Here is a 12,987-nt window from a genome sequence, read left to right as displayed (position 1 = left end):
GACCATTAGCGGTCAATGGTGATCTTCAGCAGCCGTTTTGTATTTCCATCGGGAGCGACTCGCTGAGCAACGCCGATATGTTCGGCAAAGAGAGTACCCTCGTCGTCCTCAATGAAGTGGAGGGTATCACGAAGTTCCTTGGGAACTGTTTCGTTTATGAGTTTTTTTACGGATGAGGAGAAGTTTCTCCCGCGAAGCTGTATACGGTCGCCGAACCTTCGGTTACGCAGTACAGCCCTTCCTATAATTTTATCATAATCTAACATGTAAAATGTTAATTTTTTGTTAACATATGAAAATTTCTTCATACTATCACATTCCACAAGCTCGCAGTTCAGTGTTATCCCACTGAAAATCGAGTTTTTACCTATCCTGAGTTCTGCGGAAAGAAGCTCCTCACCGTTTTTGCGTGGTATTTTTTCGAGGGAAAGAGTTGTTCCGTCCGATACAAGGAAAAGTTCGCCCGAGATGTTGATTTTACCGCCGTTTACAGCGATAGAGTCCGTTTCTTCGAGCCTTGTGTAGGAGTATGAAAGTCCGTTATCCGAGAGAAGTCTTGCTATGCATCGCCTTCTTATAACGGGGTGAAGTTCCGAAAGTCCTGTGAGCCTGTTGCCGTTCCGACACTTTTCCAGCGCCTCACGAGTCATATCTTCAATGAGCTGATCTTCGCTGCGAAGCACCTCGAAGGTGTTCACGGAAGTTGCTATAAGTGAACTGTTCAGACCTTCAAGCACAGGAAGCACCTGATGACGTATCTTGTTACGTGTATAGTCATCGGAGAGGTTAGTGCTGTCCGTTACCCAGTCCTGACCGAGTGAACGGAGGTATTCCTCTATTTCCTGACGGGATACCGTCAGCAGGGGACGCACTATATTGTCCCTTACAGGTGGGATTCCTGCTATACCTTTCAGTGCTGTACCTCTTGCGAGGTTGAAGATGGCGGTTTCGAGGTTATCATTGGCGTTGTGAGCTGTTGCAAGGAGCTTTCCCTGCGAGTTATCCGCAAATGCACGATAGCGGAGTATACGTGCAGCTTCCTCGGTTGAAAGGGAGTTCTCTTTTGCGTAGGTGTTCACATCGCAGGAAACAGCCGTAAATGGTACATTTTCCCTTTCGCACAGCTGTCGGCAGAATTCCTGATCCCTGTCGCTCTCGATGCCCCTGAGACAGTGATTGACGTGGACGGCTTCAACGTTTATGCCGAGTTTTTCACTGAGTCTGCAAAGGCACAACAAAAGACAAACGCTGTCCGCTCCTCCTGAGAGGCCGCAGACAACGGTACTGCCTTCACTGAACATATTGTATCTTTTTACATGCTTGTATATCTTATCGAGCATCGTTTAACCCTCCGGAGGAGTGCTGTAGTCGGGATTGGAGAAACGAGTGTACTGACCATCCCAGAAAAGCTCTACGGTACCTGTTTCGCCGTGACGGTTCTTTGCAACGATACATTCCGAGATATTCTGACGGGTGCTTTCCTTGTTGTAGTAAGCGTCGCGGTAGAGGAAAAGAACTATATCCGCATCCTGCTCGATAGAACCAGATTCACGGAGGTCCGAAAGCATGGGGCGCTTATCATTACGGCTCTCGACCGCACGGGAGAGCTGCGAAAGGAGTATTACAGGCACGTTGAGTTCCTTCGCCATTACCTTAAGCTGACGGGTTATTTCCGAGATGACCGTTACACGGTTATCCGAGCGTGAAGTGGACTCCATGAGCTGTAAGTAGTCGATGATGACAAGTCCGAGGTTCTTTACACGGCGGAGCTTCGCCTTCATCTGCTGTACTGTCATACTTGCGGTATCGTCGATATACAGAGGAAGGGTACTGAGGTAACCTGCACTCATTGCAAGGCGTACCCAGTCATCGCCCTGTATCCTTCCGTTTCTGAGTGAGCTTGAATCCACAAGCGCTTCCGTAGAGAGGATACGTGTGGCAAGCTGTTCCTTGGACATTTCGAGGTTGAATGTAACAACGTCCTTATCGTTGCGTCTTGCAACGTTAGTGGCGATATTCATTGCAAAAGAGGTCTTACCCATACCCGGACGGGCAGCAATGATGATGAGGTCCGATTTATTAAGGCCTGATGTGATGCTGTCCAGCATGGTGAAGCCTGTTTTGGCACCGATGTACTTTTCCTTGTCGGCACCTGTTATGTGTCCTAGTCTGTCATAGGCTTCAAGGACTGCATCTCCCAGCGGGACGAGTCCCTTTACCTCTCTGCCCTGACGGACGTCATATATTTTCTGTTCGGCAGAATCGAGGAGGAGCTGAGCATCCTGTTCGCCCGAACGTATGTCTTCGAGTATAGAATTGGCGATATATCCGAGACTGCGGATGAAATACTTATCTGCAACTATCTTGCAGTAGCTTTCGATATTCGAGGTCGAGGGGAGTATATTGCCTATTTCCTGAAGATAGCGCTTGCCCTCTGCGGAGCTCTCAAAGATGTGGAGCTTTTCCGCTTCGTTTAGCACCGTAACGATGTCAACGGGGGAACCGCTTGTGAACATCCTGAGGATGATGCCGTATATTTCCTTATGCTGTTCGCTGTAGAAATATTCGGGACGTATCTTCTCGACCACCACAGGGAGTATCGAAGGATCGGCGATAAGTGCGCCGATTATGGATTGTTCTGCTTCGATGCTGTGAGGAAGGGTGTGGTCGGTCAGCAGGGTATTATTATCCTCCATAGAGCGATCAGCCCTCAACTACCTCGACATCAATGGTCTCAGAGATGCCTGTATAGAGCTTCAGAACGGCATTGTAGGAACCGAAGTTCTTGATATCGCCGCTGAGAGTTATTTTCTTCTTGTCGATCTTTACGCCGAACTGTTCATTGAGAGCATCGGCAACGTGACCAGATGTTACAGAGCCGAAAAGACGGTCATTTGCGCCTGCCTTAGCCTTGATGACAACCTTCTTGCCCTTGAGCTTTGCAGCTGTTTCAGTAGCAGCCTGCTTTTCAACATCAATCTTGTGCTGAGCAGAAGCCTGCTGTCCCTGGAGCTTGTTCATGTTTGAAGCGTTAGCCTCTACAGCAAGTCCCTTTGGGATGAGCATATTTCTTGCGTATCCGTCGGATACGTTCTTTACTTCGCCTTTTTTGCCTGAGCCTTTTACATCCTGTAAGAAAATTACCTTCATTGTGATTACATCCTTTCATTATATGTGCTGAGCGTCGTTCATACGCTCGTCGATAGCGGCGATGAGAAGTTTTTCAGCGTCGCTAATAGAAGTGTTTTCAAGCTGTGTTGCAGCCATGCTCTGATGACCTCCTCCGCCAAGCTGTTCCATAATTACCTGTACATTCAGCGCACCCATTGAACGGGCTGAGATATTGGCGGTATTGTTTGTCCGGTAGATAACGAATGAAGCGTCCACATCGGTGATGTTCAGGAGCTCGTCGGCAGCCTGCGGAGCTACAAGACGTATATCGTCCGATTTGAAATCCGCAGCGGCAATAGCGCAGCGGTTATATATCTTAGCGGAGGAAACTATCTGAGCCTTCCGCTTGTAAGAGTCGATAGAATTTGAGAAGAGGAGCTTTACCGCAACGGTATCAGCGCCCATTTTTTTGAGGAAAGCCGCAGCCTCGAAAGTTCTTACACCAGTACGCATAACGAAGTTCTTGGTATCGAGCATTATGCCCGAAAGGAGAGCGTCCGCATAGCAGCTGGGGAATCGTTCGTCCGTCTCGAATCTGAAATACTGTATCAGCTCTGTTACCATTTCGCAGGCTGATGAAGCATAAGGTTCGTGGTGGAAAATGACTGCATCGTCGATGAAGTTGACGGTTTTTCTGTGGTGGTCGATAACTACCACAGCCCTTGCGCTTTCGTAGAGTTCACGGCTCTCGATGAAGTCCTTGTTATGGGTATCAACGATGATAACGAGGTCGTTATTGCCTACAGATTCAAGTGCTTCGGCAGGAGTCATGAAAAGTTCGCTGTCAGTTTGATCCTCAACGATATCGATAAGGTGGGATGCGAGGTTCTTTGTTCTGTCAACAGCGATATGTACCTCTTTTCCGAGAAGTCTCACAGCGCCTGCAAGACCGCATGAAGCGCCTACCGAGTCGAGATCGCCGAATCGGTGTCCCATGATGAAAACGCTGTCGGAGTCCATGATAAGGTCCTGGAGAGCGCTTGCGATGATACGAGTCTTTGCACGGGACATTTTTTCAACGCCCTTTGAGACACCTCCGAAGAAGCGGAAGCCGCTGTCTGTCTTTACAACAGCCTGATCTCCGCCGCGTCCGAGCGCCATATCAAGGCACTGTCTTGCTATCTGTTCGCTTTCAGCAAGAGTTTCCGCACCCTGACCGACTCCGATAGAGAAGGTGAGGGGGTATTTTCCTGCTATTTTTATGTTTCTTGCGTAATCGAGTATCTTGAATTTATCTGCTATTTTTTCTTCGATATGTCTGTTCTCGATTACAGCATAGAAGGTATTTGAAGATGATTTCTTTATGAATCCGTTGGTACTGCTCATGAATTTTTCTATGAGCTGTTCCGTTTCTACCGATGCCTGAGCCTTTTCGCTTTCCTTAGCGTTCTGCATTATCTCGTCGTAGTTATCGATAGTCATGATGACTACGGTCGGACGGGTTTCATCAGTAAGCTTTTTCAGGTTCCTGTATGCAGTTTCATCGTGGAAATAGATAATAAGGAAAGATATATCGTTCTGGTCGAACTTCTCCGAGGTCACTCTGTAAACGGAACCGTTTATGCTGCAATAGCAGTATCCGTTGGCATTTAGCTCTGCAAGGTCGGCTTTTACCGAGCTTTCAAAGCTGAGACCGTAGAGGTCCGAACCGAGACCTATCTTTTCGGAGAATATCTGATTATACCACACAAAGCAGTTATTGTTATCGATAACTGCTATAGGCGCAGGGAGTGAATTCATATATTCGGCGGCGGAGGTCTCGAGGTGTGCGTTCATTTTTGAGATATGCCGCATGACATTCCTGAAATACAGTACAGTCATGACTATAATGACTGCCACAAGGACAGCCGAGCATACAAGTCCTGCAAGTCCGAATATCTTGTTGTATCTGTAGAGCATTACCGATGAGAAAGCCGATACTAAAAGAAGGGCTATCATTAATGCGAAGAATACTGACGGAAGCTTCTTTTTCAAGACCATTTCTCCTTTCCGAATCTGATACTTTTAAGAGATACCCGAATATATCAGGTCTCCATGATGATAGGGAGTATCATCGGACTGCGCTTTGTTTTCTGATAGATATAGTCAGAGAGCGCATCACGGAGCTTGCCCTTGAGCGTGTTCCACTCTCTCATTTCTGCGTATGAGCAGCCTGCGAGAGTACCGTTGAGGATAGTTTTAGCCTCGTCCATAAGCTCCTCGGATTCTCTTACGTAAACGAATCCTCGTGAAATTATATCAGGACCTGCAACTATCTCGTTGGTAGCCTTTTCGATACCGATAACTATTATGATAAGACCGTCCTGAGCAAGATGCTTTCTGTCGCGGAGAACGATAGAGCCTACGTCACCTACGCCGAGACCGTCAACGAGGACACGTCCCGAAGGCACCTGTGATATGACCTTGATGGAATTGCCGTCTGTTTCGATAACATTGCCTATCTCGCCGATAATGACGTTCTCCTTTGGTATGCCCATCTGGAGAGCGAGGTCGGCATGTTTTTTAAGGTGCTTGTATTCGCCGTGTACGGGTATAAAGAACTTGGGCTTTGTAAGAGTGAGCATGAGTTTCAGCTCCTCCTGACAAGCGTGACCTGAAACATGTACTTCGTACATAGCTTCGTAAACGACCTCTGCACCTGATTTCATAAGCTCGTTTACAACACGGGTAACGAACTTTTCGTTTCCTGGGATAGGAGTTGCAGAGATGATTATGAAGTCCATAGGAGTGATATTTACCTTCTTATGGTCGTTCATAGCCATACGTGTAAGAGCGGACATAGGTTCGCCCTGACTGCCTGTGGTGATAAGGACTATCCTCTCGTTCTCATAGCGGTTCATCATTTCGATATCGATGATGACTCCGTCAGGGACGTCAAGGTAGCCGAGTTCCATAGCAGTATTGATAACATTTACCATGCTTCTGCCGAATACAGCGACTTTTCTGCCGTATCTTACAGCGCAGTTGATTATCTGCTGAACACGGTGTATATTGGATGAGAATGTAGCGATGATTATACGCTTTCCCTCACCCTTCTTGAAAAGGCGGTCGAAGGACTCGCCTACGGTTTTTTCGGAATGTGTATAGCCGGGACGCTCCGCATTTGTGGAATCAGCCATAAGTGCAAGAACACCGCGGTTTCCGAGCTCGCCGAAGCGGGCAAGGTCGATTATCTTGCCGTCGATAGGAGTATAGTCTACCTTGAAGTCGCCTGTGTGGACGAGTATACCTGCAGGGGTATGGATAGCCATACCTACAGAATCGGGGATAGAGTGGTTGACTTTGATGAATTCTACAGCCATGCATCCCATTTTTACGGTCTTTTTCGGCTCGACAACATTGAGCTGTACCTTGCCGAGAAGTCCCTGTTCCTTGAGCTTGCCCTCGATAAGACCTATAGTGAGTCTTGTGGCATAGACAGGTACGTTTACCTTCTTAAGGAGGTAAGCAAGACCGCCTATATGGTCCTCATGGCCGTGAGTTATGACGATACCGCGCACCTTGTCCGCATTGCGCTCAACGTAGGTGAAATCGGGTATAACTATATCAACACCCGGCATATCGGCATCAGGGAAAGCAAGTCCGCAGTCGAGTATGAACATATCGTTTGCACACTCGAAAACGGTCATATTCTTACCGATCTCGTTGAGACCGCCGAGAGGGATTATTCTTACGGGAGTCTTTTTAGTCTCGCGGGGTTTCCTTGTTTTAGGCTGAGTAGTCTTTGCTTTAGCGGGAGCAGACTCGGTCTGCGGTTTTGCGGATGAAGCGGACTGATCCGCATTTTTCTTCTTGTAATATCTTCTTTTGGGCGCAGAAGTCTCAGCTGCCGCAGCAGCCTTGCGCGATTTTTTCATTGTTTCGTTGTTGTTCACTTTGTGACCTCGCTTTCGGAAGTTAGAAGCATTGCGGCAAAAAAGTACGTTCTGGAGCCGTCAGCTTCATTGATGTGGAGCAACAAAAGTTATATCATTAAACTTTAAATATGCGTACAGCATCATAGTGCAGCAAAAAAGCTGAAACAGACAAGGAGAAAAGCTGAAATGGCGTACCTGTTACAAACAGAGACAGCTTTCCCTCAGATCGTAATGGATATAGCGTATAAAGAAACGTTATTTATACCGTATATCGTTTTTTCCAATGATAACTCCGTTGCTTTTGAGCAGTATGCAGAGGGCGATACTGTTCATTATATATCTTAAAGGCGTTTGCCGCCAATAAAGTCGATAGGGGTGTCCCGAAGAAACGAACTCTCAGGACTATTTATACACTTCCTATTATACAAAATGTCTAACGCTTTGTCAATACTAAAAAGAATGTTCTTTCTCCTCTTGTGCAGTTTATACAATTATTTTTCGTATAATGCATTATTTAATAGACCACAAAATGCTGCGGTGTGACCTGTTAAAACAGTCCACGAAAAGAGTATTGACGGGAAAAACGGTTCTATTCTTCCTTTACATATCCCGAAAGAACTATAAGACCGATAAGGTTCGGAACAGCCATAAGTCCGTTGAATATATCCGAGATGAGCCATACATTTTCGGCAGTTATGACAGCTCCCAGTGCTGAAACGACTGCGTATACCAGTGCCGCAGCTTTACGGTCGGCTTTCGGGAAAAGGCAGTGCAGAGCGGTCTCTCCGCAGAAATACCAGCCTATCATAGTGCAGAAGGCGTATGCGCCGAGTTCAGCAGTTACAGCAGCTTCTGAGCAGTTCCCGAGGATATGGCTGAAAGCCGAAGCGATAGTGAAGTCATCGGAAGCACATAGGATAACGGCTGCGGTCAGGGTACAGCATACCATTGTATCGAAGAAAACCTCTGCCATAGCCCACATGCCCTGCAATCGGGGTTCCTGTTTTTCGGCGGAGCTGTGAAGCAGGGGAGAGCTTCCGAGTCCTGCCTCGTTTGAGAAAACACCTCTGCGGACTCCCACTGATACTGCCCGTGAGATACCGTAGCCTGCAATACCGCCTGCTGCCTGTCTGAAACCAAGTGCTTCTTCGATGATACTGCGGAAAACCGCGGGAAGTCTGTCCCCGAACTTTACAAGTACGGCTATGCTTACACCCATGTACAGAACTGTTGCCGCAGGTACAAGGAATTGTGCAGTTCTGCCGATACGCAGTGCGCCGCCGCTGATAACGGCATAAACAATTGCAAGGACTATGACCGCTGTAACGTATCTGTTAGCATCAGTGCAGGTATAAAGTGCCTCGGTGAAGGAGCTGACCTGTACCATACCTCCCATTCCGAGAGCCGCAAGACAGCAGAATACAGCAAAAAGTGCCGCAGCCGCAGGACTTTCCGCACCGAGGGCAAGATAAGCCATAGGACCTTTGTACCTGCCTTTGCTGAACCTGCATGAAAGTACATTTTCGGCGTAAACTACCGCCATGCCGAAGAATGCGGATACCCACATCCAGAAAACAGCGCCTGCACCTCCTGCCGCAAGTGCCGCTGCAACACCCGTTATATTTCCAGTACCCATTGCTGCTCCAAGGGACATGCAGACAGTCCTTAGCTGTGAACTGCCGCCGTTTTCCGACCTGTGAAAGCGTAAAAGATACCGCATCCACCTGAACTGTATTCCCCTCAGCCTGACTGTGAAAAAGAGTCCCGTACCTATTATGAAAAGGACGAGCCAGTCTCCCCATACTAAACCGTGCAGCCTTGCTATGAAAGTATCCATTGTGCATCAACTCCCGAAATACCGCCTGTTACAGTGCGGATAAAAAAATACTGTACTTTCATTAATATTTGTGGTATAATACAAATATAACTTTTAATACGAAAGCAGTACGGGAGGTGGAAAATGAAGAAATACAGACCTGACAGAAACGGACTTATAACCCTCAGAATAGCTATATTCTTAGCTTCACTCATCCTGTTTGCAGTAGTAAGGTACTACATCCCCGTGGATATCATAGTATTTATTACAACTATAGCTATCGTTACTGCGGATATTTTCTTTATATTCATCTATCTGCCGCTGTATTTCCGCTCGCTGAGCTACTCCTCGGACGGTATCGAGATAACCCGACACAGCGGAGTAATTATAAAAAAGCATCAGACTGTCCGCTATTCCGCTGTTCAGTATATAACTATAATCAGCACTCCTTTCTCCCAGTATACGGGACTTAATTTCATCGTGTTCTTCGTATACGGAGGACAGATGCAGCTTGCTTTCCTCGACCAGAAGGACGCAGCCGAGATACTCAGTCATGCCGAGCATCTTGATATAGGGGAGGTGTAATCATTGTATCACGAACACCCTCTTCGTATCCTGAAATACTCCATGAAAGGCCTGTGGCTGCTGATATTTCCGCTTCTCCGCGGACTTTCGGTCATCCATTTCGATGCCGCTGGTCTTTACGGCTGGCTCAAGGGTGCGTGGTTCGACCTTGCGATAGTCGGCGCTATCCTGCTTGTGGGTTATGTACAGTGGTACAAGTCACGCATCTACCTGACTGATACCTCTATAGTCCACACAGAAGGCATAATCATCCGCGTAAGGACTGCCATTCCCCTTGAAAGTATAAGCGTTGCAACTGTTGAACGTCCGCTCCTGCTGATACCGTTCAGGGGACTTCGTTTCAGCTGTGATACAAGGGCAGGCATATTGAAGCGTACAGATATGAAACTTCTTGTAACGGGAAAAGTCTGTGCAAAACTTGTAAAGCGTATCCCGGATGTGGACGATAAGCGCAAGATAGAAGGCATCGCAAAACCTACGGCGCTTTCCGTGCTGCTTTTCTCCGTGTTCTTCTCCAGCAGCTTTTCCGGAGCGATATATATTGCCGCATTCTTCTTCAAGGGCGGAGATATAGCCTACGACCTCATTACTACTTCGCTGAACCGAATTACTGAGACTTCCGAAAGGCTCTCCAATGAGTTCCTTATGAAGATACCGACTGCCGCACTTGCAGCAGGTATGCTTTTTATTGCTGCATGGATGCTCTCGTTCATGGTAAACGTGCTGAGGTATTCACGTTTCAGGATAAAATGCGACGACGACCGTATAAATGTTGCCTGCGGAGTTATAAACCGCAGGATATACCGCATCAATTCCGACCATATCAACTTCACCGACCTGAGACAGAACCTTATCATGAAGCTCCTCGGAGCAGTTACGGTAAGCATAAACTGTGCGGGATACGGTTCGGATTCGCAGTATCTGCCTGTACTTCTTCCAATAAAAATGGAGAAGAATCTCGGCAGAGGACTTGAAAAAATAGGCGTTTTCAGCGGAGTTGAGCTTGATGTAAAGGCAAGAAAGCAGGGCTTCCTGAATTATATCCTTAATCCTTTTCTGCTTTCGGTGATACTTCTTCCGCTTTCTGACCTTGTTGCGAAACTCTTTCCGAGTCTCGGAGAGCTTGCGAAGTTTACCGCCATAATGCTCGAGATACCTTCGGTATGGCTGATATCCGTGAAAATGGTCGCACTCTATACCAGCGGCATCTCGCTTTACGATGATAAGATAGTGGTTAGATGCTCCAAGTGGACTTCATTCCACACGGTAGTTGCCGACCGCAGGAACGTGGTCAAAATAGACATACAGCAGTCGATATTCCAGCTTTTCAACGGCAGATGCAGTATACATCTGTGGTTCTGCGGAGAGATAGCCACAAGATATATCGTAAGGAGCGTAAGTCTCGAGGATGCTCTGAGAATAGCATCGATGCTCGGATTCGACATGCGTCATAAGGTAATACGCCGAAGATAACAAAACCACCTTAACAGGTGGTTTTGTTATATATTTCCGAAAGTTATTCGCTGTCGTGTTCCTTGCCGTTCTTTACGTTGGCAAGAGGATTGCTTTCAACTGCACTTCTTACGTTGTCGTCACTGAGGTGGGTATATATCTCGGTAGTTGAAACACTTGCGTGACCGAGAAGCTCCTTCAGCGTAAGAACGTCCGCATCGCCGTACTGATACATCAGTGTAGCGGCAGTATGGCGGAGTTTGTGGGTAGTTATTCCTTTTCCGCTGAGACCTGCCTCCCTTAGAGTTCCCTCAACTATCTGCTGGACTCTGCGCTTAGAGATCCGCTTGTTCATCTGACTTATGAACAGTGCAGGCTCTTCGGCAGCTTTTTTGTTTTCGCGCCGAACTTCAAGGTACTTGTTCAGGGCATCGATACATGCATCGTTAAGGTATATCATTCTCTCCTTATTGCCTTTTCCCAGGACCTTCATGCGGCGTTCGGCGAAATCGATATCACGGATATCCATGCCTACAAGCTCGCTGAGACGGACTCCGCAGTTAAGGAAAATGGTTATCATGCAGTAGTCGCGGAGAGAGTCCTTGCTTCCCGAGGCTTCAAGAAGACGCATACTTTCACTTAGCGAAAGGAACTTCGGAAGGCTCTTTTTGGGGGAGGGTATCTCTATATCCTTAGTGGGATCCTCTTTTAGTATGTGCATCACCTTGGTAAGGTACTTGAAAAAGCTTCGCAGAGCAGATACCTTCCTGTATCTTGCACGTTCTGCGTTGTGCCTGTCATCGGAAGCATAGAAAATGAAATTGTAGATATCCGAGATCGATATTTTTCTCAGGTCGTCCTCGGACATGTGCGATATATCGACATCATCGATGTTCTTGCCCGTACTGTGAAAGCTCTCGTAAATATATTTCAGGAACAATCTTGTATCCAGGTAATACTCGTTAACGGTACGTTCCGAGAGCATCTTGACAACTTTGAGGTGTACAAGATAGTCGTTGAGGAATTCGGGATTGTTCTCGTTGTTGTAGTTTTTCACCTCTATCACTTCCTTTGCTGTTTTCTGAATAAATTATATCACCGGTTATGTGCAAAGTCAAGAAAGGCTCCCTTTTATAATGAACTCCTGAGTCAGAAATGTAGTTTAATACATTATTTTACCGAATATTATCGTGAGGAGTTTTTGTAAGAAGCTTTAAGCTGTTTGATCTGCAGTAACTAAGGCTAACAGGTTTGACATTATTTCATGCTGCAGATATAATAGTAATGAAAGGAGAGAAATATGAAAGAATTGATCTATGGGTTAACGGTCCCGTTTCTGGGAACGTCCCTTGGTTCGGCGTGTGTATTCTTCATGAAGAAACAGATGAACCGCACTTTGCAGCGTGTCCTGACGGGGTTTGCTGCGGGAGTTATGACTGCGGCAAGCGTATGGAGTCTGCTTATACCTGCAATAGACCAGTCGGAAAATATGGGACGACTTGCATTTCTGCCTGCATCTCTTGGATTTATGGCAGGAATGATGTTCCTGCTGCTGCTTGATAATATCATACCTCATCTGCACATGTTCAGTGACAAGGCAGAGGGAATAAAGATAAAGCTTCCGAAAAATACGATGATGCTGTTTGCGGTAACGCTCCACAACATCCCTGAGGGTATGGCGGTTGGAGTTGTATGTGCAGGAATGCTTTACGGTACAGGCAACATCACATCTGCGGGAGTTCTTGCCCTTGCCCTTGGTATTGCGATACAGAATTTCCCCGAGGGAGCTATTATCTCAATGCCGCTCAGAGCCGAAGGTATGAGCCGTACAAAGGCATTTGTAATGGGAGTGCTTTCGGGTGCGGCAGAGCCTGTGGGAGCAGCGCTGACCATACTTGCGGCAGGTCTTGTAGTACCGCTTATGCCGGGACTTCTCAGCTTTGCAGCAGGTGCGATGATATATGTTGTAGTTGAAGAACTGATACCCGAAATGTCTGAAGGTGAGCACTCAAACTCGGGTACTATCTCATTTGCAGTTGGTTTTACAGCGATGATGATACTTGATGTTGCACTTGGATGACAGTTCACTGCAAAGCGGAACTCTTT

The 12,987-nt window shown here is 47.0% G+C and carries 11 protein-coding genes; 4 read left to right on the top strand and 7 right to left on the bottom strand.

What is annotated here, in order from left to right; genetic code table 11:
• Positions 1 to 5: 5 nt before the first annotated feature.
• Genes tilS through BT127_RS07590 form a run of 5 tightly spaced genes read right to left on the bottom strand, consistent with a single transcriptional unit; the run spans position 6 to position 7,046 of the window.
• Complete coding sequence (gene tilS, locus BT127_RS07610; RefSeq protein WP_075424432.1) at positions 6 to 1,340, bottom strand: tRNA lysidine(34) synthetase TilS; 1,335 nt, start codon at positions 1,338 to 1,340, stop codon at positions 6 to 8.
• Positions 1,341 to 1,343: 3 nt separating this feature from the next.
• Positions 1,344 to 2,696, bottom strand: coding sequence for a replicative DNA helicase (dnaB, locus tag BT127_RS07605; RefSeq protein WP_075424431.1), 1,353 nt, complete (start codon positions 2,694 to 2,696; stop codon positions 1,344 to 1,346).
• 7 nt (positions 2,697 to 2,703) lie between these two features.
• Entirely contained in the window at positions 2,704 to 3,150 is a 447-nt protein-coding gene (gene rplI / locus BT127_RS07600; RefSeq protein WP_075424430.1) for a 50S ribosomal protein L9, read from the bottom strand.
• Positions 3,151 to 3,168: 18 nt separating this feature from the next.
• Positions 3,169 to 5,145 (bottom strand): DHH family phosphoesterase, encoded by a 1,977-nt coding sequence (locus BT127_RS07595; protein WP_082334949.1) that lies wholly within the window; start codon positions 5,143 to 5,145, stop codon positions 3,169 to 3,171.
• Positions 5,146 to 5,195: 50 nt separating this feature from the next.
• The gene (locus BT127_RS07590; RefSeq protein ID WP_075424428.1) at positions 5,196 to 7,046 is read right to left on the bottom strand and encodes a ribonuclease J; all 1,851 of its coding nucleotides are present in this window, start codon (positions 7,044 to 7,046) and stop codon (positions 5,196 to 5,198) included.
• Between the two features lie 168 nt (positions 7,047 to 7,214).
• Here BT127_RS07590 and BT127_RS16775 point away from each other — a divergent pair, with 168 nt between their 5' ends.
• Positions 7,215 to 7,373: a hypothetical protein gene (locus BT127_RS16775; RefSeq protein WP_175541934.1), complete on the top strand. Its 159-nt coding sequence runs from the start codon at positions 7,215 to 7,217 to the stop codon at positions 7,371 to 7,373.
• 244 nt (positions 7,374 to 7,617) lie between these two features.
• Here BT127_RS16775 and BT127_RS07585 read toward each other — a convergent pair whose 3' ends face one another.
• Positions 7,618 to 8,865 carry an alanine/glycine:cation symporter family protein gene (locus tag BT127_RS07585; protein ID WP_075424427.1) on the bottom strand — a complete coding sequence of 416 codons (1,248 nt, stop codon included), beginning with the start codon at positions 8,863 to 8,865 and terminating at the stop codon, positions 7,618 to 7,620.
• A 123-nt stretch (positions 8,866 to 8,988) separates the two neighbouring features.
• Between BT127_RS07585 and BT127_RS07580 the strand changes: the two genes are divergently transcribed.
• The gene (locus BT127_RS07580) at positions 8,989 to 9,429 is read left to right on the top strand and encodes a PH domain-containing protein (RefSeq protein WP_075424426.1); all 441 of its coding nucleotides are present in this window, start codon (positions 8,989 to 8,991) and stop codon (positions 9,427 to 9,429) included.
• A 3-nt stretch (positions 9,430 to 9,432) separates the two neighbouring features.
• Positions 9,433 to 10,902 carry a PH domain-containing protein gene (locus BT127_RS07575; RefSeq protein ID WP_075424425.1) on the top strand — a complete coding sequence of 490 codons (1,470 nt, stop codon included), beginning with the start codon at positions 9,433 to 9,435 and terminating at the stop codon, positions 10,900 to 10,902.
• 43 nt (positions 10,903 to 10,945) lie between these two features.
• Here the strand turns inward: BT127_RS07575 and BT127_RS07570 are convergent, their stop codons facing one another.
• Entirely contained in the window at positions 10,946 to 11,938 is a 993-nt protein-coding gene (locus BT127_RS07570; RefSeq protein ID WP_075424424.1) for a tyrosine recombinase XerC, read from the bottom strand.
• Between the two features lie 243 nt (positions 11,939 to 12,181).
• Here BT127_RS07570 and BT127_RS07565 point away from each other — a divergent pair, with 243 nt between their 5' ends.
• Entirely contained in the window at positions 12,182 to 12,961 is a 780-nt protein-coding gene (locus BT127_RS07565) for a ZIP family metal transporter (protein ID WP_075424423.1), read from the top strand.
• Positions 12,962 to 12,987: the final 26 nt, after the last annotated feature.

This window comes from Ruminococcus sp. XPD3002 (genome assembly GCA_900119535.1).
GTDB classification, from domain to species: Bacteria; Bacillota; Clostridia; order Oscillospirales; family Ruminococcaceae; genus Ruminococcus; species Ruminococcus flavefaciens_H.
Note: the sequence above shows the minus strand (reverse complement) of the source record. Positions and strands in the feature narration are given on the sequence as shown.